This is a genomic window from Agrobacterium sp. BT-220-3, assembly GCF_025910175.1.
Lineage (GTDB): Bacteria > Pseudomonadota > Alphaproteobacteria > Rhizobiales > Rhizobiaceae > Agrobacterium > Agrobacterium oryzihabitans.
In genome coordinates this window covers 349,524-371,480 of the sequence record NZ_JAPAIX010000004.1, presented here as the reverse complement: position 1 = coordinate 371,480, position 21,957 = coordinate 349,524, and the positions used below count along the sequence as shown (strand labels likewise).

Genomic DNA, 21,957 nt, shown 5'->3' with positions numbered 1-21,957 from the left:
TTAAATCCGCGCGAATTGCCAGCCTTCTACAGCAATTCGCGGAAGAGTGCCTAGCGGTTTTCCGCCCGGAATTGCTTTAAATGATGCGATCAGGCGTTTTGCGGGCCGTTTATCCGCAGCAAGGCCCGCTGGTGAGACGGAAAAGAAAAGAGAGATGGGCTCGAGCAACGAGACAATGTCGCCATGGTGGACACCCGATGTCCACGCCGACCGCCGCGCTTTCCTGCTAGGACGCAATGCGATCCAGTCGGCTTTTCGCAGCTATTTCGCCAGCGCCGATTTTCTCGAGGTCGACACCGCCACGCTGCAGATTTCCCCCGGCAACGAGGCGCATCTGCACGCCTTCGCCACCCAGGGACTGACGCCCGGCGGTGAGGCCGCCCCGCTCTATCTCCACACCTCGCCCGAATTCGCCTGCAAGAAGCTGCTCGCGGCCGGTGAAGAACGCATCCTCTGTTTCGCCCATGTTTATAGAAACAGGGAAAGAGGCCCCCTGCACCACCCGGAATTCACCATGCTGGAATGGTATCGGGTCGGTGAGACCTACGAGACCCTGATGAAGGACAGCGCCAACCTTCTGGCACTGGCCGCTGAGACCGCCAAGACGAAGAACTTTACCTATCGTGGCCGCAGTGTCGATCCGTTCCTGGAGCCGGAACGCCTGAGCGTCGCAGAAGCCTTCGAGCGTTATGCGGGAATTGACCTTCTGGCCACCATCGGCCGAAACGGCGAAACGGACGAGCGGCACCTCGCCGCAAGCCTCACCAATACAGGCATCCGCGTCGCCGATGACGACACCTGGGCGGATATGTTCAGCCGCGTGCTTGTCGAGCGGGTGGAGCCGGAACTGGGCTTTGGCCGGGCCACTATTCTTGACGAATATCCGACCAGCGAAGCGGCCCTTGCCCGCAAATCACCTGATGATGCGCGGGTGGCGGAACGTTTCGAGCTTTATGCCTGCGGCGTGGAACTTGCCAATGCCTTTGGCGAATTGACCGACGCCGCCGAACAGAGGCGGCGTTTCGAAATGGAAATGGCCGAGAAGCAGCGGGTTTACGGCGAGACATATCCGCTGGACGAAGATTTTCTCGCAGCACTGGCGATCATGCCGCCTGCAAGCGGTATAGCCCTCGGCTTCGACCGGCTGGTGATGCTGGCAACCGGAGCACCGCGCATCGATCTGGTTATGTGGGCGCCCGTCGCGGAATATGGTCGATGACAAGACCTGAAACCATCAAAACGCCTGAAGCGCTTCTCGAGGCCGGGCTGATCGAGGCCGAGGCGCTCGAGAGCCTTCGTGCTGTCACGCAGCGTTACGCGCTCGCCATCACGCCAACAATGGCCGGACTGGTGGACAGCCGGGATCCGCAGGACCCCATTGCCCGGCAATTCGTGCCGGATGCTGCGGAACTCGTCCATCTCCCCGAGGAGCGGGACGATCCGATTGGCGACGATGCCCATAGCCCCGTGCATGGCATTGTTCACCGTTATCCGGACCGGGTTCTATTGAAGGCGGTTCATGTCTGCCCGGTCTATTGCCGTTTCTGTTTCCGTCGCGAGATGGTTGGGCCGCAGGGCAACGGCATGATGAGTCCGGAAGAGCTGGACGCCGCATTCGACTATATAAAAGCCAATCCTGCCATCTGGGAGGTCATCCTCACGGGCGGCGATCCGCTCGTCCTCTCCCCGCGGCGATTGTCCGACCTGATGAAGCGGCTGAAAGACATAGCGCACGTCAAGATCGTCCGCTTTCATACACGCGTGCCGGTCGTTGATCCCGATCGTGTCGACGGGCCGCTGATTGAGGCGCTGAAGGCCAGCGGCAAGACCACCTATGTCGCCCTCCACGCCAATCACGCACGTGAACTTGCGCTAGAAGCCCGAAGCGCCTGCGCCCGGTTGATCGATGCCGGCATCGCGATGGTCAGCCAGACCGTACTCCTGAAGGGCATCAATGATGATCCGGCAGTTCTGGCCGAGCTGATGCGTGCCTTTGTCGAGAACCGTATCAAGCCCTATTATCTGCACCATCCCGATCTTGCACCGGGAACGAGCCATTTCCGGCTGACGATTGAGGAGGGCCAGCGAATCGTTTCCGCCCTGCGGGGACATGTCTCCGGTCTTTGCCAGCCAACCTATGTTCTCGACATCCCGGGCGGCCACGGCAAGGCCACTATCGGCCGAAATGCGGCCGAAAAAACCCGCGATGGCTGTTACTCCGTCTCTGACTTCAACGGAAACGATCATATTTACCCGCCGCCGTCATCCGGCGACAATTAAAAAAAGCATAAAAAGCCCGCCGCACCGGGCTTTTCGCGGTGGCCTCGAGCGAAAACAAAAATTTCACATTTCCGCCCCTCTCCTGTCATCATAAAGAAAAATATTCTACCTATAACAATCAGCATTGATTTTAGTGCTGGTCTGGATTATCAGTGTGGAACTGGAGAACGAGTCTCCTGATTCCGGGCCAACACCAATACAGGGAGTGTGTCATGTCAAAACATATCAACATCAACGCAATCCTTGGTCTTGAGTCCTGGAATGCTGGATTTAAATCCACGTGTTCCCGCTGCTGTCGAATGTGACCTGACGGTCTCAATTTCCTGAAAATCAGTTCGACAACATGCTGTGTTAATGAGCCACAGCGGGAGTTTATCTATGCAAAAGCAAGTTATTGAATTCGCTGGCGAACCCGTCGGCATCGTCATACCGGACAATGACCGGTTGAAGTTCATCGCGGTTAAGTTCCACGTTCACGACTTGGACGAACAGAAGTTCGACAGCGCCGACGACGTACGGATTGCGATCCGCGATCTCGTACGCAACCGGAACCTGGCCGCGGTCGCCTGATGCGGGAAACCCCTCACCCGCTCACAGACCGGTCGACACCAAAGCGCGCCACATATCGGATCCCGAACATCGGGTCGATGGCGCGCTTTTATCTTGCCTGACAATTCGTCCGCTGGTCTGCCATAGACCACTCAGGGTGTATCAATACGCCCTGCGCTGAGTTGAAAATGCTTTTCCAAAATTAGAGTGCCAAACGCTAGGCGCGCTCCTGAAGCTCCCGCCTCTTCTCATTTGTGCTCGTCAAAGGGAATCTAACCAACCCCAGGTCCTCGGGCTGAAAAGTCTCTTCCGCCACGCAGACGCGCGTCGCTGGATATCTGTGATACGCCCAGGAATGAGAACCGAGCCTATGATTTCGAAATACGCGTCAGAATGCGGTAAAGGTCAGCGTCGTCAGCGAACGGACGATCCCTGGAATATTGACGATGTTCTGATTGATGAACTTGCCGATATCCTCTTCCTGCGGAAGATAGATTTTCAGCAACAGATCATATTCGCCGCTGGTGGAATAAAGCTCGGAAACCAGTTCCGTTTTATAGATGGCATCGGCGACATCGTAGGTCTTGCCGGGCTCGCATTGAAGCTGAACAAAAATGGGCTTCACGGACATCTCCCGTATTGGAACTTGCGGTGCATGGCGCTGTCGGCCACACGTCATGGCGCACTATTGGCTTAGCCGCGCCGGTCTTGCAAGACCGCCCGCCGGTTTAGGCCGAAAAGTCTCATCCGCTACTGCTTGTGCCGATAGCGGCCTGAGAAACGATCCAGCTTCGGAAACTTTCAAGCGGAGCACAACCAGCGCGATCCGGCATGCAGGCGAGATAATAAGCCTCTTCGCTTTCCACCTCTCCCTTAACCGCTGTGACAAGCCGGCCTGTTCGCAGCTCCTCCTCGATCATGAAGGACGGAATGAGCGACGCTCCAACCCCGGCGCTTGCGGCCTCGGCAATGGTTGTGAACTGATCAAAAAGCATGCCGTGTACATTATCAAAACGCACCTCATGGCTGCGAAACCATTGTTCCCAGGCATCCGGCCGCGTCGTCATGTGTAAGAGCGGCACATGCAGCAGATCGCCCGGCTGTGAAAGCCCGTAGCGCTCCCTGAAAGCCGGACTGCACACCGGAATGACTGTTTCGTGCATCAGAAAAACGAGCTCGGTACCCGGCCAATGCGGCAAACCGAAATGGATCGCCGCATCTACGGTATCGGTGCGGAAATCGAACAGCGACGAACGCGTCAGAAGATTGACCGAAACGCCCGGATGCTGGGCGATGAAATCCGGAAGGCGCGGCACAAGCCAACGTGTGCCAAAGCTTGGCAGAACACCAAGATTGAGCGTGCCGCCATCCGGATTGGCGCGCAGATTGAGCGACGCCGTGGAGATGCGCCGCAGGGCCTCGCGGATCTCCCGTGCATAGCCCTCTCCCGCCCGGGTAAGCCGGATTGTCTGCCGTTCGCGCAGGAACAGCGCGACGCCAAGCTGTTCCTCAAGCGCAAGGATCTGCCGGCTGACCGCGCCTTGAGTAAGCCCGAGTTCTCTCGCCGCCGCGGTCACGCTGCCCGTACGCGAGGCGGCTTCAAAGGCCGCAAGTAGCGAAAGCGATGGTAAGAAGCGGCGGGGTGGAAGAACCATATTCCCTCACGGAATGAACTCTTGACGATATGTCGATATTCAACAGGCAAGGCCGCTTGTAAAGTCTCATTAACAAGGGCTTTTCACTCATACGGAAAACAAATGAACTCGCCCGGAAAATGGTGGAACGATGTATAACGACCCCCGCTCGCACGGCCTCTGGGAAAAGACCGCGCCGCAGCCGCCTCTAACGCCTGCGCTGCAAGGTGATGCGGTTGCCGATGTCGTGATTGTCGGCGGCGGCTTCACCGGTCAATCCGCCGCCCTTCATCTTGCGGAAAAGGGTGTGGACGTCGTTCTTCTCGAAGCGAAGGAAATCGGCTTCGGTGGCGCAGGCCGCAATGTCGGCCTCATCAATGGCGGCATGTGGGTCATGCCGAAGGAGCTGCCCGGCGTGCTGGGTGAAACTTACGGCGAACGGCTTCTTGACCTTCTGGGTAATGCCCCGCTTCTCGTGCGCGAACTGGTGGAAAAACACGAGATTCCCTGCGAGATCGAGAAAAACGGCACGCTCCATTGTGCCGTCGGTGAGAAAGGGCTCGCCGAAATTCGCGAGCGCTGCGAACAATGGGCAGCGAGGGGCGCGCCCGTCCGCGTCCTAAATGCTGACGAAACGGCAAGACGCACCGGTAGCACCGCCTATTCCGGCGCGCTTTTCGACACGCGCGCCGGCACGCTTCAGCCGCTTGCCTATGTACGCGGACTGGCTGCCGCCGCACAGAAAGCCGGCGCGCGGCTGCACACAGCAAGCCCTGTCGTGTCGACTAAACGCAGCGGCGGAAAATGGGTGGTAAAAACGCCGCAAGGGTCGGTAACCGCCAACTGGATCGTTGTGGCCACGGAAGCCTATAGCACCGGACCATGGCAGATCGTCCGTGACGAGCAGACGTATCTGCCCTATTTCAACTTCGCGACAAGACCGCTTAGTGACAACCTGCAAAAGAGCATTCTGCCGGGCCGCGAAGGCTGCTGGGATACGAAGGAAATCCTCTCCTCGTTCCGCATGGACAAAGCGGGCCGACTGGTCTTCGGCAGCGTCGGCGCCCTCCGCGGCCCAGGTGCTGCCATTCACCGGGCTTGGGCGAAACGATCGCTGAAGCGGCTTTTCCCACAGCTGGGTGAGACGGAATTTGAATGCGAATGGTACGGCCAGATCGGCATGACCGACAATGCCGTGCCCCGCTTCCATAAATTCGCGGATAATGTCGTTGGTTTTTCAGGCTATAACGGCCGGGGCATTGCACCCGGCACGGCCTTCGGCAAGGTGATTGCCCACCATATTCTTGGCGACATCCCTGAGAACGAGTTACCCCTGCCCCTGACCGAGCCGAAAGCGCAGGCCTTCCGTGCGGTGAAGGAAGCCTATTACGAGGCGGGCGCCCAGATCGCCCATTTTGCTGGTGAACGCTTCTGATTCACAAGCCGAAAGCCGCCAGTGGGGGCGGCTTTTTCTTCGGCATCGATATATTCTTGAAAATATAATGATTGCCCTATAGGCCTATCGATATATTCATCAGGATATCTCGAACCCGGGGGACACACCATGACACTCTTGCGTCGCAACTTCTTCAAAACCATCGCCGCGGCGACATCTTTCTGGATGGCGGCATCCTTTGCGGTCGTTCCCGCCCACGCCGCCGAAAAAGTCACGGTTTTTGCAGCCGCGAGCATGAAAAATGCGCTCGATGCCATCAATGCCGAATGGGCGAAGGAAAGCGGCAACGAAGCGACCGTGTCCTACGCTGCAAGCTCCGCTCTCGCCAAGCAGATCGAGCAGGGCGCACCGGCAGACATCTTCATTTCCGCCGACCTAGCATGGATGGATTACGTCGCCGAAAAGAAGCTGATCGAGACTGAAAGCCGCTCCAATCTGCTTGGCAACCGCATCGTTCTCGTCGCCCCGGCCGACAAGGCCAAACCGGTCGATATCAAGCAAGGCTTCGATCTCGCCGGGCTGGTGGGTGACGGTCGCCTTGCCATGGGTGCGGTCGATTCCGTTCCGGCCGGTAAATACGGCAAGGCTGCGCTGGAAAAACTCGGCGTCTGGTCCTCGGTGGAGAAGAAAGTCGCCGGCGCGGAAAGCGTGCGCGCAGCACTGCTGCTCGTGTCGCGCGGCGAAGCGCCCTATGGCATCGTCTACCAGACCGACGCGGCCGCCGATCCCGGCGTGAAGATCGTTGGCACCTTCCCGGAAGACAGCCATCCGCCCATCATCTATCCCGTCGCCATTCTCTCCGAGGCAAAATCGCCGGCAGCAAAATCCTACCTGGATTTCCTGAAGTCCGCGCAAGCGACACCTTTCTTCGAAAAGCAAGGCTTTACCGTTTTGAAATAAACTGCGCCTCGCGGCCTCATCCTTTTTGGGGCCGCGAGAAATGACGATTGCGGGATATGGCATTGCATTGGTGGACACTCAGCCCTGAAGAATGGACGGCAATCAGGCTCAGCCTGTGGGTGTCCTCCATCGCCATGTTCGCCAGCCTGCCCTTCGGCATTGCGGTGGCCGTGGCGCTGGCGCGCGGGCGCTTCTGGGGCAAGTCGCTCCTCAATGGCATCGTCCACCTGCCGCTCATTCTGCCGCCCGTCGTCACCGGCTTTCTGCTGCTGGTCCTCTTCGGTCGCAGGGGAGCGATCGGGCAATTTCTCGACAGCTGGTTCGGCATCGTCTTTTCCTTCCGCTGGACAGGGGCGGCGCTTGCCTGCGCCGTCATGGCTTTTCCGCTGATGGTGCGCTCCATCCGCCTCTCCATCGAAGCGGTGGACCGCAAACTGGAAGAGGCGGCGGGAACATTGGGTGCGAGCCCGTTCTGGGTGTTCTTCACCGTCACGCTCCCCCTGATCCTGCCCGGCATCATCGCGGGCATGATCCTCGCTTTTGCCAAGGCCATGGGTGAATTCGGCGCGACGATCACCTTCGTTTCCAATATTCCGGGCGAAACCCAGACGCTGTCTGCCGCCATCTACACCTTCACCCAGGTTCCGGGCGGCGATGCCGGCGCATTGCGGCTGACCATCGTTTCCGTCGTAATTTCCATGCTCGCCCTGCTCGTCTCGGAGTTTCTGGCCCGCATCATCGGAAAACGGGTGAGCATGGAATGACGCTTTCAGTTACCACCCGCCACCGCCTAGGCTCCTTTGCGCTCGATGCATCATTCACCTCTGACGGCGGCGTTACAGCGCTTTTCGGACGCTCCGGCTCCGGCAAGACCTCGATGATCCGCATCATAGCCGGCCTCATGCAGCCGGACGAGGGACAGGTCTTACTGGACGGCGAAGTGCTGGCCGATAGCGGGAAGCGGTTGTTCCTGCCGGCGCACAGGCGTCGTTTTGGTTATGTTTTTCAGGAAGCGCGGCTGTTTCCTCATCTCAGTGTTGCCCAGAACCTGAACTACGGCAAATGGTTCGCCACGGAAAAGGGAACCGGAGGGGATGATGGTCGCATCATCGAGATGCTCGGCATCGGTCATCTTTTGCAACGTCGCCCGGACAAGCTCTCCGGCGGCGAAAAACAGCGCGTCGCCATCGGCCGCGCACTTCTGTCTTCACCCAGGCTGCTGCTGATGGATGAACCGCTTGCCTCACTCGACGAAGAGCGAAAGGCCGAGATCATTCCTTATCTCGAGCGGTTGCGCGACGAGACGAAAATCCCGATCGTTTATGTCAGCCACTCCATCCAGGAAGTCGCCCGCCTCGCCGACCGTATCGTGGTGATGAAGGATGGCAAGGTGGAGGCGCAGGGAAACGCGGCCGACGTGTTGTCGAGACCGGATTTCAGCGCCCATCTCGAACGGCGGGAAGCGGGCAGCATTCTTTCCGGGCATATCGAAAGCTTCGATGAGCGGCATGGGCTTGCAGCCGTGAGGCTAGGCTCAGCACTCTTGCAGGTTCCGGCAAAAAAAGCAGCTCCCGGCACTCCGGCGCGCGTGCTGATACCGGCACGCGACGTGATGCTCGCCACGACAAAGCCGGAAGGCCTGAGCGCGCTCAACATTCTCGAAGGCCATATTGCCAGCGTCTCGGCAAGCGAAGATGGCATGCTAACCGTTCAGGTGGATTGCGGCGGCGATATCATCCAGTCGCGCATCACCGATCTGTCTCGCGAACGTCTCCAGCTGGAACCCGGAAAACCGGTACATGCGATCATAAAGTCGGCGGCTCTCGATCCTTATTGAGGGCGGCATCCGGGTTGCGGTTGGCCTCGAGCCAGTCGATATCCGCGCGCAAGGCGTCATTCATCCGCTTTTCCATGCCGCGATAACGGTCGAGCAATTCGGTACCGAATGCGGTCAGTGCAGCGCCGCCGCCCTGCTTGCCGCCCCGCTGGGATTCGATCACCGGTTGCCTGAACATATGGTTCAGCGCATCCACAAGCAGCCATGCGCGACGATAGGACATATCCATCGCCCGCCCGGCGGCCGAGATCGAGCCGGTTTGGACAATCAATTCCATCAGTTCGATCTTGCCATGTCCGAGACGTTCTCCGGGTGGAAAATCGATGCGGAGAACGGGGTTCAATGGCGAAAGTGTCTCGCTCATCGTTTAGCGACCCCGGCCATGAAGATCGCGATAGGCTTTCTGCGCACCGTGCTGCGGCAGCGCCATCGCCTCGTAAACGCCACGCGCCACCGCGCGCGCCATAACAATAGTGGAGAGGTGGCAGAGTTCCGCGAAATGCGCGCCGCCCTCAAGCGGCTTCTCACCGGTCGCAGCCGCAAACATGGTGTCGCCATCACTCGGCAGATGGGCGGGCAGCACGGCGCGCGCCAGCCCGTCATGCGCCATGATGGAAAGGCGATGCGCCTGCGACTTCGTAAGAACGGCGTCTGTCACCACCGCACCGATCGTCGTCGCGGTCAGGTTGACACCTTTCAGGCGCAACGCAGTATGATCCGGCTCGAAACGGTCCGGAAAACGGCAATCGCCGAACTCGCCCTGCACTTCAAAAGGCGCAGACCAGAAATGGCGGCTGGTTCCAACAGTTGCAGAACCGAGCGCATTGACGGCGACGATGGCCGCCACCTTATAACCGCCGGAACTGACAGCGCTTACCGAACCAAGACCGCCCTTGAAGGTGGCTGTCGTCGCCCCCGTTCCCGCACCTGCCGTTCCAAGTTCGAAGGGCTCCGCACGCGCCGCCTTAAAGGCCGAATATCCCATCTCGCGATAGGGCGAATGCAGCCCCCAGTCCTTGTCGCCGCCGTTCAGCAGATCCATCAGGATCGCCTGCGGCACGATGGGAACGCGGGTGGACCCAACCTGCAGACCACGGCCGATCTCGCGCAGCCCGGCCTGAACACCGCCCGCCGCATCCAGCCCGAAGGCTGAACCGCCCGAGAGGACGAAGGCATCCACGGTTTCCACCGTCATCGCCGGATCGAGCAGGCCGATATCGCGCCCGCCGGGCGCACCGCCTAGAACCGAACCGGAAGCGACAACGGGCTTTTCGAAAACAATGGCGGTGACACCGGAGCCGAGGGAAAGATCGGTCACATTGCCAACCGAAACGCCATCGATATCCGTCAGAAGATTGTTGCGTGCCGCCATGCCGTTCCCCTTTTCTCCCGGTATCCCGCCGCCACGGGACACTGTCAACGCAAAAGGTGACATGTCCGATGGCGGCGGCAGACCGCGATCAGGAGAAAACCGCCGTACCAATCACGGGTGTCGAGGGAATGGCCATGTCTCTCGGCTCCAGCGGACCGGACAGGAATGCCTGATGGCCAGCCTCTATGGCGCGGGCGAAAGCCTCCGCCATGCCAACCGGATCACCCGCGCCTGCAACCGCCGTATTGAGCAGAACGGCATCGTAGCCAAGTTCCATCACCGTCACCGCATGGGACGGCCGGCCGATACCGGCATCGACGATCAGCGGCACATCCGCAAATCGCGCCCGCATCGATTTCAGCGCCATCGGATTGAGCGGCCCCATGGCGCTGCCGATTGGCGCGCACCAGGGCATCAGCACCTTGCAACCCGCATCCAGGAGCTTTTCGGCGACGACAAGATCGTCCGTCGTATAGGGAAAGACCTCGAAACCATCGTCACAGAGAATTTTCGCCGCCTCGACAAGCGCAAAGACATCGGGCTGCAGCGTGTCGTGATGGCCGATGACCTCCAGCTTGATCCAGTTGGTGTGAAAAACATCGCGGGCCATCTTCGCCGTCAGCACCGCTTCCTTCACAGTATGACAACCGGCCGTGTTTGGCAGGATGTAGCGATCCAGCTCGCGGATCAGCTCGAAAAACTGACCACCCTTCTTGCCGCCCGCCGTTTCCCGGCGCAGCGAAATCGTCAGAATATCGGTGTTGCTGGCCCGCACCGCATCGGCAAGCACGGCAGGAGACGGATAACGCGCCGTGCCGAGCAGAAGGCGGGAAGAGACCTCACGGCCATAAAGCGTCAACATGGCCTCAACCTCCCTGCATCGGCGAGAGGATTTCAACCCGGTCGAACGCCCTCAGTTGATAATCGGCGCGCTCTTCCGAATGCACCAGCTCGCCATTGACCGCCGTCGCCAGCCAGTCGCCTTCATAATCTAGGCTGGAGAGCAAACCCGCCAGCGTCTCAGTGGCGAGATCAAGCTCGTCGCCATTCACCAGAAGTTTCATGATCCTGTTCCTTTTCAGAAATATTTTGGCAGACGACTTCAGCCGCCCGCTGCGCCATCGCCGGCGACAGCAGGAAGCCATGCCGGTGCGCGCCGTTGATGAAGATGGTCCGACCGTCCTCGGTGACATCAGGCAGGTTGTCGGGGTAAGCCGGACGAACGCCGGTTCCCGTCTCGATGATTTCCGCTTCCCCGAAGGCCGGATGCACAGCATAGGCGGCGTTCAGGAACTCCATCATCGAGCGCGCGGAAATCGCGCCCGCATCTTCCGTCTCGATCATCGTCGCACCCACCATGAAACGGCCCGGCTCACGCGGCACGATGTAAAGCGGAATGCGCGGATGCAGCAGCCGGACGGGACGGGACAGGGAAACCTCTGACGTGGCGAGATAAAGCATCTCTCCCCGCACCCCGCGGAGGTTGGCAATCTCACCCACCGCCGCAGGGCCAGTGCAATCCACCACCCGGTCGAAATACTGTTCATCCACCGGAACGCCCATGTGAAATCGCACGCCCAAATCGCAGAGGCGCTCATGCAATGATTGCAGCGCAAGGCGCGGATCGAGATGCCCCTCACCCGGGAAATAAAGCCCGGAGCGGAACCGCCCGGCAAGATCCGGCTCCAAAGCGGCGATTTCACCCTCATCCACCCACTGGTATCCAGTGGTTCTGGACGCGAAACGCGAAAGCTCTGCTTTGTCGCGGGCCGGTGCGACAACCAGCGTACCATGTCGAACAACAAGGCCGGGAGTCGCTTCGTCCCACCAGTCGAGCGCCGCCTGCCCCAGCGTCAGCACCGCTTCCTCCGCACTCTCACGCTCGCACCACGGCGCGAGCATGCCGCCGGCATACCACGATGCGCCGCGCGAGGCTTCGGCATTGCGCTCCGAAACCTCCACGGTAACGCCGCTGCACGCCAGTTCGAAGGCCGCCGTCAGACCGGCGACCCCCGTTCCCTTGACAAGGACACGCATGCTACTGGCCGTCCACCGGGGCGGCGAGCGGCATATATAGCTCGCCACCTTCCTTGAAGCGCGCGGCCATGGCCTCCAGCCCCTCCTTCTGCGCCTCGGCGCGGATATCGTGGGAAATCCGCATCGAGCAGAATTTCGGCCCGCACATGGAGCAGAAATGTGCGACCTTGTGCGCCTCCTTCGGCAATGTCTCGTCATGGAAGGAACGCGCCGTATCCGGGTCCAGCGACAGGTTGAACTGATCTTCCCAGCGGAACTCGAACCTCGCACGCGACAGAGCATCGTCACGCACCTGTGCAGCCGGATGGCCCTTGGCTAGATCGGCGGCGTGGGCAGCGATCTTGTAGGTGATGACACCGACCTTCACGTCGTTTCGATCCGGCAGGCCCAGATGTTCCTTCGGCGTGACGTAGCAGAGCATCGCCGTGCCGAACCAGCCAATCATCGCGGCCCCGATGCCGGAGGTGATATGATCGTAACCGGGGGCGATATCGGTGGTCAGCGGCCCGAGCGTATAAAAGGGTGCCTCGCCGCAGGTCTTCAACTGCTTGTCCATGTTCTCCTTGATCTTGTGCATCGGCACATGGCCGGGGCCTTCGATCATGACCTGGCAGTCCTTGGCCCAGGCGATCTGCGTCAGCTCGCCCAGCGTCTCCAGTTCTGCAAATTGCGCAGCGTCATTGGCGTCGGCGATCGAGCCGGGCCGCAAGCCGTCACCCAGCGAGAAGGAAACGTCATAGGCGCGGCAGATGTCGCAGATCTCGTCGAAATGCTCATAGAGGAAACTTTCCTTGTGGTGATGCAGACACCACTTGGCCATGATCGAGCCGCCGCGCGACACGATGCCGGTGACGCGGTTGACGGTAAGCGGAATGTAATGCAACCGCACGCCGGCATGGATGGTGAAATAATCCACGCCCTGCTCCGCCTGTTCGATCAGCGTATCTCGGAACACCTCCCAGTTCAGGTCTTCGGCAATGCCGTTGACCTTTTCCAGCGCCTGATAGAGCGGCACGGTGCCGATCGGCACCGGCGAATTGCGGATGATCCATTCGCGGATATTGTGGATGTTGCGCCCGGTCGAAAGGTCCATGACGGTATCGGCACCCCAGCGGATCGCCCAGACCATCTTCTCCACCTCTTCGGCCATGGAGGAAGTGACGGCGGAATTGCCGATATTGGCGTTGATCTTCACCAGGAAATTACGGCCGATGATCATCGGCTCAAGCTCGGGGTGATTGATGTTGGCCGGGATGATGGCACGGCCCGAAGCAACTTCCTGACGAACGAATTCAGCCGTTACGTAGTCGGGGATCTGCGCGCCAAAACTCTCGCCATCGCGGATCAGCTTCTCTTTCGCAGCTTCGCGTCCGAGATTTTCCCGGATGGCGATGAATTCCATTTCCGGCGTGATGATGCCGGCACGCGCATAGGCAAGCTGGGTCACCGCCTTGTTCGCCGTGGCTCTCAGCGGCTGATGGCGCACGGAAAATTCGGGCGTCAGGCGCTCGCCGGTTGCAAAGCCGTTATCCTCCGGCTTGACGTGCCGGCCGTCATAAGCCTCGACATCGCCACGCGCCACAACCCAGTCGTGACGCAGACGCGGCAGGCCCTTTTCGATCAGAACGGCGTGTGAGGGATCGGTATAGGGACCCGAGGAATCATAGACCGTCACCGGCGGTTCGCCGGCGGTCGGGTGAACGGCGATCTCGCGCATCGGCACGCGGATATGCGGATGTAAAATTCCGCTTTTATGGGTTTTCGTGGAGGCGGGATGCGGCCCGGTTGTAACTGAAAGCGGGATATTCTTGGCAGCGATATTCATCATGAGGCTCCAAAGTTTGACAGTGGAGACCCAGTTCGAGCCGGAATGATGGAAAATACCGAAGTGCCGACACTGGACGCCATACGCCAGCCGACCTTCGGTCTTTGCACCGTCCCTACGCCAGTATGAACTGGATCAGGTTCAACGGGTCACTGCGCATGAAAGCAGAATCTCAGCCCCTTGACGGGACACCCCTGGTGAATGGAGGATAGCAAAAGACACCGCCCGACATTTGTCAAGGGCGCGGATCAATGCTTGGCAACGGTGCGTGAATGTCGCATGCTGCCGTCAGCTGTAGTTAACCTAACGGTTTAGGTGAATATTATCGTTTGCAACGTAACGATAAGCACAAACCATCCTAATGTGAAATTCACGGGAGATACGTTGGAATGAATGCGACTATTCGTGAAATACTGGCAAAATTCGGCCAGCTTCCCACCCCCGTCGATACGATTGAAAATGAAGCCGATCTTTATGCGGCCGGCCTTTCTTCCTTTGCATCGGTGCAATTGATGCTGGGTATCGAGGAAGCTTTCGATATCGAATTCCCGGACAACCTCCTCAACCGCAAGTCCTTTGCAAGCATCAAGTCCATCGAAGACACCGTTAAGCTCATCCTGGACGGCAAAGAGGCCGCGTGATGAACGTAACCGTATCGCCGCAGGATGAAACACTGTCGGCGCGCGCGAGCCGTGTCGCGACGATCGCCGCCAAACATGCGGACGAGGTGGATGTCACCGGCCGCTTCCCTGAGGAGGCTGTCGATGCATTGAAGCGGGAACGCCTGCTGGGCATCCAGATCCCCTCCTCCCTTGGCGGCGAAGGGGCATCCCTGCAGGAAATCGCCGATATCTGTGCCCGGCTTGGCCAGGCCTGTTCGGCAACCGCGATGATTTTCGCCATGCACCACATCAAGGCATCCAGCCTTGTGGAACATGGCGAGGCAAGCGCTTGGCATGCGGGCTTCATGAGTCGCATTGCAAACGAGCAGCTTCTGCTTGGCTCGGCGACGACCGAAGGCGGCATCGGCGGCAATCTGCGCAATTCAATCTGCGCCATCGAGGTCGATGGAGACTTCTGCCAGCTGGAGAAGGACGCCACCGTCATTTCCTATGGCAGCAATGCTGATGCCATCCTCATCACCTCCCGCTCCCACAAGAATGCCGCGCCCGCAGATCAGGTGATGACCGTCTTCCTGAAAAATCAGTATACGCTCGAAAAAACCCACGTCTGGGATACGCTCGGCATGCGCGGCACCTGTTCGGACGGTTTCCTGTTCCGCGGCGAAGCGCCGGCAGTGCAGATATTCCCGAAACCATTTGCGGAAATCGCGGCGCAATCGATGCTTGCAAGCTCTCATCTGCTGTGGAGCGCCGTCTGGTACGGTATCGCGTCCGACGCCGTGCTGCGCGCCCAGTCCTTCGTGAGAGCAGCCGCACGCAAGTCACCCGGCGTCGCTCCGCCCGGCGCAATCCGACTTGCTGAAGTTTCCACCAAACTGCAGGTGGTCAAATCCAACATCATCGCCGGCATCAAGGCTTACGAGGACACCAAGAGCGACCCGGACAAGCTCATGTCCATGGCTTTTGCAGTGGCCATGAACAATGTGAAGATCTGCTCTTCTGAAACCATTCTTCAGATCATCGACCACGCCATGCTGGTCTGCGGCATCATGGGTTACAAGAACGGTACGCCCTACAGCCTCGGCCGGCACCTTCGCGATGCGCATTCCGCCCGCCTGATGATCTCCAATGACCGTATTCTCGGTAACTCCGCCAATCTCCTGCTGGTTCACAGGCAGGACACCAGCCTTTTGGGATAAGACCATGGACATGCAAACATCCTTTCTCGATCGACTGTTCGAAGAGGGCCTGCTGATTGAAACGGGTGTGGACGGTCTATACGGTCGCGGCGGCCAGTTCGAGGACGTCATTGCCGCATTCGAACGGCTGATCGACCGCACGGGCGGCGCTGACGGCGCCGAAGCCATCCGCTTTCCGCCCGGCATCAACCGCGCCTATTTCGAAAAGAGCGGTTACATGAAAAGCTTCCCGCAGCTGGCGGGCACGGTCCACTCCTTCTGTGGCTGCGAGCTCGACCATGTCAGCCTTTTGAAAAGCATGGATGAGGGCGGCGACTGGACCAAGGATCAGAAAGCCACCGACATCGTCCTGACGCCGGCGGCCTGCTACCCGCTTTATCCGACGATTGCCAAGCGTGGCGCGCTGCCTTCCGGCGGCGGGCTCTACGACATCCAGTCCTATTGTTTCCGCCATGAGCCCTCCAAGGATCCGGCGCGTCAGCAGCTTTTCCGCATGCGTGAATATGTTCGCATGGGCACGGAGAGCGATGTGACCGAATTCCGCCAGATATGGATGGATCGCGGCGTGGCGATGATGGAAGCCGTGGGGCTCGATGTCACCATCGATGTGGCCAACGATCCCTTCTTTGGCCGCGCGGGCAAGATGCTGGCCAACAACCAGCGTGACCAGAACCTGAAGTTCGAACTGCTGATCCCCGTCACCTCCGCCACCAACCCCACGGCCTGCATGAGTTTCAACTATCATCAGGACGCCTTTGGCCAGAAATGGGATCTGAACCTCGACAATGGTGACGTGGCCCATACCGCCTGCGTCGGTTTCGGTCTTGAGCGCATTGCGCTGGCGCTCTTTGCCCATCACGGTCTTAATGTGAAACAATGGCCTGCCAAGGTCGTGGAAACGCTCTGGGGCTGATCGTTCATGCGGCAGATTTTCCCCGGTCTCGATCCCAAAAACCATGTGCAGCATCCGCTTCATTCGTCAGAACGAATGTGGCCGGAAACCAATTGCTACATCGATTTGTGGATCGAGGTGCTGGCCGCCAAGGGGCTGCCGCCGGAAGCCATGTTCGGTTTCACCCTGACGCAGGATTTCGAAGGCGACCAGTTCACCTTCTTCAAAGTGCCGCTGGAAGATCTCGAAGCGCTTTATGGCGTTCGCGCCACCGAACTTGCGATCTTCGACCGGGTGGAAAACCACATCGAGGCGCAGCTGGAACGCGGCCGCATCTGCCTGATCGAGATGGACAGCTTCTATATGCCCGATACCCATGGGGTGGGTTACCAGAAGGAGCATGGCAAGACCACCATTGCCATCAACCGGCTCGATCTGGCGAAGCGGGAACTCGACTATTTCCACAATGCCGGTTTTTTCCACTTGTCGGGCGAAGACTTTGACGGCCTGTTCCAGCATCATCTGCAGGAAACCGACCCGCCATTCCTGCCCTATACGGAATTTGCAAAATTTGCGGACACCAAGCCTTCACCGGCCCATATCCGCAAGACAGCCGAACGGCTGCTGAAGTTTCATTTTTCAAGACGCCCTTCCGCCAACCCGGTCAGGGCTTTCGCGGCCGTGTTTCCGGCCCAGGTGGAAAAGGTCGCAGACAGGCCATTCGGCTTTTTCCACAAATACGCCTTCAACACGCTGCGCCAGCTCGGCGCCAATTTCGAACTGGCGGCAAGCCATCTCGATTGGCTGGACAAGGACGGCTTTTCTGAAGCGAGAGATCATGCGCTTCGCCTCTCCGAGGTCGCCAAGACCGTGCAGTTCCAGCTTGCCCGTGCCGTCACGCGCCGCAAGTTCGATGCGCTTGCCGCCGTGCTCGATCCGGCTGCGGATGCATGGGATGGCCTGATGGACAGCCTTGCTGCGAAGCTGTCGAACGCCAGCGAGGCCGCGTGAGGATCTACCTTCCGGGTGAAAGCGTAGAATTGCTGAGCGAAGGCTGGACGCTTACGCTGACGCCGGCCGATGCCTTCGAGACGCCGTCGGATATTTCCGCAACCCTTGAAAGCCTTAACGTATCCGTTCCGAGCACTGTGGCGCAGGCCTTGGAAATGGCCGGAAAATTCGATCGCATTGCCCCGGCAGCCCTCAACGACAGGGACGCCTGGTATCGCCTGACGATGATTTCCGATGTCCGCGAAAGGGCAATCCTGCGCTTCGATGGCCTGTCGACAATTGCGGAAATCTTCTTCAACGGCGAATTGATCGCGGCCAGTCAGAGCATGTTCGAAAGGCTGGAGGTTCCAGTCAAGCTGACGGGTGCGGACGAACTGTCGATCTGCTTCCGGGCGCTTGCGCCGAGGCTTGAAAAAACCGGCCCGCGCGCCCGCTGGCGGCCACAGATGATGAACACGCAGGGTCTGCGGCTCATCCGGACAACGGCACTGGGCTATATGCCCGGCTGGTGCCCGGAAATCCATGCTGCCGGCCCATGGCGACCCATCAGCCTGATAAGGCAGGACGGAGTTCTCTGCACAGCCCGATCCTCACTGGATGAAACCGGCACCGGCAAGCTGGCTATTGCACTGGAAACAGACCGCACCGTTGCGACCGCACGCCTGATCTGTGCCGGATACAGCACCGATCTTTCGAGCATTGAAAATGGCAAATTCTCCGGCGAACTTCACATACCGGGCGTCGAAACCTGGTGGCCGCACACGCATGGCAGACCGGCTCTCCACGAGATCATTCTGGAGCTGGACGGCAAACAACACCGTCTCGGACGGACCGGCTTTCGAAATCTCGAGATCGATCACGGCGAGGACGGCGAGGACGGCAACGGTTTCGGGCTGAGGGTAAACGGACAATCCGTTTTCTGCCGTGGTGCGGTCTGGACGACGGCAGACATTGTGCGCCTGCCGGGATCGAGACCGGATTACGAACCATGGCTCAGGAAAGCCGCCGAAGCCGGCATGAACATGATCCGCGTTGGCGGCACCATGGCTTATGAGACGCCGGAATTCTTCACGCTCTGCGACGAACTCGGCATGATGGTCTGGCAGGACGCCATGCTCGCCAATTTCGATTACCCGGCAAAGGACGAAGCCCTCCGCCAGCATATCGTCACGGAAATCTCGCAGTTCCTTGAGGCGACGGCCCTTTCTCCCTCGCTCGCCGTCTTTTGCGGCGGCAGCGAAATGTACCAGCAGGGCGCAATGCTCGGTCTGCCTGAACAAATCTGGAAAGGAACGCTCACCGAGGAAATCCTGCCGGAAGTGGTGGTCGAGAAACGGCCGGACACGGTCTATGTCGCCAACTCACCCTCGGGTGGCGCATTGCCCTTCTTCCCCAACGCCAGGGTCGGCCATTATTATGGCGTCGGCGCCTATTGCCGTCCGCTGGAGGATGCCCGCCGGGCCGATGTGCGCTTTGCCGCCGAGTGCCTTGCCTTCGCCAATATTCCCGATCAGGAAACCCTTGACAGACATCTTCCCGCACTGGCGGTGCATGATCCGCGATGGAAGGCCCGCGCGCCACGCGATCGCGGTGCCTCCTGGGATTTCGAGGATGTTCGCGACCACTATCTAAAGCTGCTATACGACGTCGAACCGGATGTGCTGCGCCGCGAGGATGGCGGTCTCTATCTCGACATGTCCCGCGCCGCCACAGCCGAAGTCATGGAAGCAACCTTCGCCGAATGGCGCCGCGACGCTTCTTCGTGCCAGGGTGCCCTGGTCTGGACCCTGCAGGATCTGGTGCCCGGCGCAGGCTGGGGTGTCATCGACGCCACCGGCAGGCCGAAATCCGTGTGGCATGCGCTGAAAAGAGCATTTCGCCCGATACAGCTCAGTCTTTCCGATGAAGGCACAAACGGGCTGGACATTCATCTCATCAACGAAACCGGCAACGGCCTTCAAGCAATGCTGGAGCTGACCTGCCTGCGCGACGGCACACAACCCGTCGTCCACGCCAAACGGCCGCTGACGCTTTTGCCGCGACAGAGCCATACCATCGCCGCAACGGGCATGTTCGGCGCCTTTTTCGATACCACCTACGCCTATCGTTTCGGCCCGCCATCCCATGATGTCACGGTTGCCCGGCTTCGTGATGTGGCGACCGGACATGTCATCGCCGACGCCTTTAATTTTCCGCTTGGTCGGAAAAAGGCGCTGCATGCCGCCAATCTTCAGGTGGCAGTGCGCGAGGAAAATGGCGGCTGGTCACTCGAAATCGGCACGGACCGGCTGGCTCAATCCGTCCATGTCACGGCGGACGGTTACCGTGCCTCGGAAAACTGGTTCCATCTCGCCCCCGGCGAGAGCAGGAAAATCGCCCTATTGCCGGAGACTACGGCATCCGAAACGCCGCCTTCCGGCGAGGTGATGTCACTGGGGTCGAGCCGGCGATTTTCCTTTTAAAGCCAGTCGCTTCACCGAATCGATATAGATTTTTCTCGCTTCAGGCGTCGAGAGATTGTGATCGGCATCGGGAATGATGGTCAGCGAAACATTCCGATAGGCTGACAGCCCCCTGCCATCGGCATCGAAATAATACTGAAAATGCTCAAGCCCGTCGTCATTGTCGCTGTAAAGCAGGCTGATGGCGGTGTTCTGCGCCTTCAACCTGTCAAAAGCGCCGTAGACAGCGCGCCCTTCCTCGCTTCCCCTGCGGAAAAGCCTCGCCGTTTTTGTCTTGAGCTTCTTGAGCGTCGCCTTGACGATGTTCAGCCCGGCGCTCACCACATCGACATCGCCGCTGATAAGGCGCTTGAATGTAGCGCCCTGACGAAAACGCTGGCTGTATTCACCGAAGGAGCGCGGCCGCTTGTGCAGCGCCTCATCAACCGAGCGGCCTTTCTGCCAGTGGAAGACGACCGGATTGACCGCGACGACGGCGCTGATCCTGTCATCGGCGAGCGCGCCGTTGAAGGCAAGATAAGCGCCGCTGCAGCGGCCCGCGGCAATCAAGGGTCCTTTGCCGCGCCGGCCGAGAAAATCGAGCGCGGCGGCCACATCGTCATTCTGCGCAACATCATAGAGAACCTGATCGGGCACGTTCTTGACGGGAGGACTGTCGGCAATATTGGCTGCATCGAACCGGAGCGAGGCGATGCCCTCGCGCGCAAGGGTGCGGGCCGTCTGCACGGAAAGCCTGCCCCAGCCCGCATGACGGTCATAGGCCGCGCCAAGAAGAAGAACAGAAGAGACTGCCTGCCGATCGTCTGGCTCGCAAAAGACACCGAAAAGCCGCCCGCCTTCGCCAAATTGTACCGGCTGCTCGAAGAACCCGCGACCGTGCTGGGGGGCGTTGATGGTAAAATCCGACCGCCGGCCCACCGCATCCCCGGCGCGGGCCTTGGACAGCACCCAGTCATGAAGCCGGTTCACCACATCGCCGGATATTTTCGACAGCGTCGGGCTGGAGACGAGATCGTCATAGCCGGAAAACTCCGCCTCCTCCACCTCACCGCCGATTGTGGCGAGGCGTTTTGCGAAATCGCCGTCGGTCACCCGGCCTGACCTCGACAGGACCAGAATGGCGCGTGCCGGAGCGGCATCCAGATTTGAAAGATTGACCTTCTTGATCCCGTCGGCAACACCCGCCGGCATCACCATGCCCGCAATCGCGCCAGCCTCCGCAATGCGCTGTTCTGGGCGGAGACCAAGTCCGTCATCGATCATCGAAGACCACATGGCCAGCTCGCGAAGATAGGCGCGACCGGAGACAACGGGGCCCAGAAGCGCCATGGAACCCACAGCGGCCTCACCGGCAAGCGCCTGTGCGGCGATCAGACAACCAAGGCCCTGGGCGATGACGGCCACTCCGGAACAGCCGGAAAGACGTTTGAGATAGTCAAGCGCCGCCCGCGTGTCGGAAAGCCAGTCCGCCGTCCGGCCCATGTCCTCCGGACCAAGCGCATCACCTGCACCGTGATAATCGAACCGCAGACTGGCGACACCCGATGCGGCCAGCCGCTCGGCCAGAATGCGCTGAAACTTGCGGCTGCACAGCTCCTCCATGCCCCAGGGGCTGACGAAAAGAACCGCATGATCCTGTTTGACGTCTTTGCGCGCCGGATGGAAAATACCCGTGCACCCTTCAAAAGAAACCGGATGCGCAATCACCCCGTCCGATGCAATGCCTGAAAGCGACAACGTATCAAAGGAGGGTTCATTGCCGGCGCGCTCTGAAATATCTATCGCCATCAACCTTGCCATTATTGCGCCAGTGGGTGGCTCAGACATTCATCGGGTTCACTATACAGAAGTCTCATAACGCCTGTTCAACAATAAAAACA

The 21,957-nt window shown here is 59.6% G+C and carries 21 protein-coding genes and 1 riboswitch; of the genes, 12 read left to right on the top strand and 9 right to left on the bottom strand.

Features of this window, described 5'->3' with window-relative positions; genetic code table 11:
- The first annotated feature begins 154 nt into the window (after positions 1-154).
- The 3 genes from epmA (at position 155) to OK142_RS14895 (ending at position 2,850) form a co-directional block, all read left to right on the top strand.
- Positions 155-1,219 carry an EF-P lysine aminoacylase EpmA gene (epmA, locus tag OK142_RS14905; RefSeq protein ID WP_498683577.1) on the top strand — a complete coding sequence of 355 codons (1,065 nt, stop codon included), beginning with the start codon at positions 155-157 and terminating at the stop codon, positions 1,217-1,219.
- The gene (locus OK142_RS14900) at positions 1,216-2,280 is read left to right on the top strand and encodes a lysine-2,3-aminomutase-like protein (protein ID WP_498683576.1); all 1,065 of its coding nucleotides are present in this window, start codon (positions 1,216-1,218) and stop codon (positions 2,278-2,280) included. The genes epmA and OK142_RS14900 overlap by 4 nt, the downstream gene beginning before the upstream one ends.
- A 378-nt stretch (positions 2,281-2,658) precedes the next feature.
- Entirely contained in the window at positions 2,659-2,850 is a 192-nt protein-coding gene (locus tag OK142_RS14895) for a hypothetical protein (protein ID WP_003492264.1), read from the top strand.
- Positions 2,851-3,217: 367 nt separating this feature from the next.
- Here OK142_RS14895 and OK142_RS14890 read toward each other — a convergent pair whose 3' ends face one another.
- A complete protein-coding gene (locus OK142_RS14890) occupies positions 3,218-3,454 on the bottom strand; it encodes an Lrp/AsnC ligand binding domain-containing protein (RefSeq protein WP_003521320.1) in 237 nt (78 codons plus the stop codon).
- A 118-nt stretch (positions 3,455-3,572) separates the two neighbouring features.
- Positions 3,573-4,484, bottom strand: coding sequence for a LysR family transcriptional regulator (locus tag OK142_RS14885; RefSeq protein WP_498683574.1), 912 nt, complete (start codon positions 4,482-4,484; stop codon positions 3,573-3,575).
- A gap of 130 nt (positions 4,485-4,614) precedes the next feature.
- On the opposite strand from OK142_RS14885, the gene OK142_RS14880 reads away from it, so the two are divergent.
- The 4 genes from OK142_RS14880 (at position 4,615) to modC (ending at position 8,656) form a co-directional block, all read left to right on the top strand.
- A complete protein-coding gene (locus OK142_RS14880; protein ID WP_498683572.1) occupies positions 4,615-5,898 on the top strand; it encodes an NAD(P)/FAD-dependent oxidoreductase in 1,284 nt (427 codons plus the stop codon).
- A gap of 129 nt (positions 5,899-6,027) precedes the next feature.
- A complete protein-coding gene (gene modA / locus OK142_RS14875) occupies positions 6,028-6,819 on the top strand; it encodes a molybdate ABC transporter substrate-binding protein (protein WP_498683571.1) in 792 nt (263 codons plus the stop codon).
- A gap of 56 nt (positions 6,820-6,875) precedes the next feature.
- Positions 6,876-7,583 carry a molybdate ABC transporter permease subunit gene (gene modB / locus OK142_RS14870; RefSeq protein ID WP_498683569.1) on the top strand — a complete coding sequence of 236 codons (708 nt, stop codon included), beginning with the start codon at positions 6,876-6,878 and terminating at the stop codon, positions 7,581-7,583.
- Positions 7,580-8,656, top strand: coding sequence for a molybdenum ABC transporter ATP-binding protein (gene modC, locus OK142_RS14865; protein WP_444759452.1), 1,077 nt, complete (start codon positions 7,580-7,582; stop codon positions 8,654-8,656). The genes modB and modC overlap by 4 nt, the downstream gene beginning before the upstream one ends.
- Here the strand turns inward: modC and OK142_RS14860 are convergent.
- From OK142_RS14860 to thiC, 6 genes are all read right to left on the bottom strand, one after another.
- Positions 8,625-9,020 (bottom strand): winged helix-turn-helix domain-containing protein, encoded by a 396-nt coding sequence (locus OK142_RS14860; protein WP_498683567.1) that lies wholly within the window; start codon positions 9,018-9,020, stop codon positions 8,625-8,627. The two genes, modC and OK142_RS14860, sit on opposite strands and share 32 nt — an antisense overlap.
- A 3-nt stretch (positions 9,021-9,023) precedes the next feature.
- Positions 9,024-10,028 carry a P1 family peptidase gene (locus OK142_RS14855; protein WP_498683565.1) on the bottom strand — a complete coding sequence of 335 codons (1,005 nt, stop codon included), beginning with the start codon at positions 10,026-10,028 and terminating at the stop codon, positions 9,024-9,026.
- An 88-nt stretch (positions 10,029-10,116) separates the two neighbouring features.
- Positions 10,117-10,890, bottom strand: a complete 774-nt coding sequence (locus OK142_RS14850; protein WP_498683563.1) for a thiazole synthase — start codon at positions 10,888-10,890, stop codon at positions 10,117-10,119.
- Positions 10,891-10,894: 4 nt separating this feature from the next.
- The gene (thiS, locus tag OK142_RS14845) at positions 10,895-11,092 is read right to left on the bottom strand and encodes a sulfur carrier protein ThiS (protein ID WP_082182940.1); all 198 of its coding nucleotides are present in this window, start codon (positions 11,090-11,092) and stop codon (positions 10,895-10,897) included.
- On the bottom strand, positions 11,061-12,065 hold the full coding sequence (thiO, locus tag OK142_RS14840) for a glycine oxidase ThiO (protein WP_498683561.1): 1,005 nt from the start codon (positions 12,063-12,065) through the stop codon (positions 11,061-11,063). Before thiO ends, thiS begins: the two co-directional genes overlap by 32 nt.
- A 1-nt stretch (position 12,066) precedes the next feature.
- Positions 12,067-13,890: a phosphomethylpyrimidine synthase ThiC gene (gene thiC, locus OK142_RS14835; protein WP_498683591.1), complete on the bottom strand. Its 1,824-nt coding sequence runs from the start codon at positions 13,888-13,890 to the stop codon at positions 12,067-12,069.
- A gap of 94 nt (positions 13,891-13,984) precedes the next feature.
- A riboswitch (TPP riboswitch) is annotated at positions 13,985-14,096 on the bottom strand.
- Between the two features lie 183 nt (positions 14,097-14,279).
- Between thiC and OK142_RS14830 the strand changes: the two genes are divergently transcribed.
- Genes OK142_RS14830 through OK142_RS14810 form a run of 5 tightly spaced genes read left to right on the top strand, consistent with a single transcriptional unit; the run spans position 14,280 to position 20,077 of the window.
- Positions 14,280-14,531, top strand: a complete 252-nt coding sequence (locus OK142_RS14830; RefSeq protein ID WP_498683559.1) for an acyl carrier protein — start codon at positions 14,280-14,282, stop codon at positions 14,529-14,531.
- On the top strand, positions 14,531-15,712 hold the full coding sequence (locus OK142_RS14825) for an acyl-CoA dehydrogenase family protein (protein ID WP_498683557.1): 1,182 nt from the start codon (positions 14,531-14,533) through the stop codon (positions 15,710-15,712). Before OK142_RS14830 ends, OK142_RS14825 begins: the two co-directional genes overlap by 1 nt.
- Positions 15,713-15,716: 4 nt before the next feature.
- Positions 15,717-16,625, top strand: coding sequence for an amino acid--[acyl-carrier-protein] ligase (locus OK142_RS14820; protein ID WP_498683555.1), 909 nt, complete (start codon positions 15,717-15,719; stop codon positions 16,623-16,625).
- A gap of 6 nt (positions 16,626-16,631) precedes the next feature.
- Entirely contained in the window at positions 16,632-17,615 is a 984-nt protein-coding gene (locus tag OK142_RS14815) for a DUF1839 family protein (protein WP_498683554.1), read from the top strand.
- On the top strand, positions 17,612-20,077 hold the full coding sequence (locus OK142_RS14810) for a glycoside hydrolase family 2 protein (protein WP_498683552.1): 2,466 nt from the start codon (positions 17,612-17,614) through the stop codon (positions 20,075-20,077). Before OK142_RS14815 ends, OK142_RS14810 begins: the two co-directional genes overlap by 4 nt.
- Here OK142_RS14810 and OK142_RS14805 read toward each other — a convergent pair.
- Positions 20,045-21,865 (bottom strand): serine aminopeptidase domain-containing protein, encoded by a 1,821-nt coding sequence (locus OK142_RS14805; protein ID WP_498683550.1) that lies wholly within the window; start codon positions 21,863-21,865, stop codon positions 20,045-20,047. The genes OK142_RS14810 and OK142_RS14805 overlap by 33 nt on opposite strands.
- Positions 21,866-21,957: the final 92 nt, after the last annotated feature.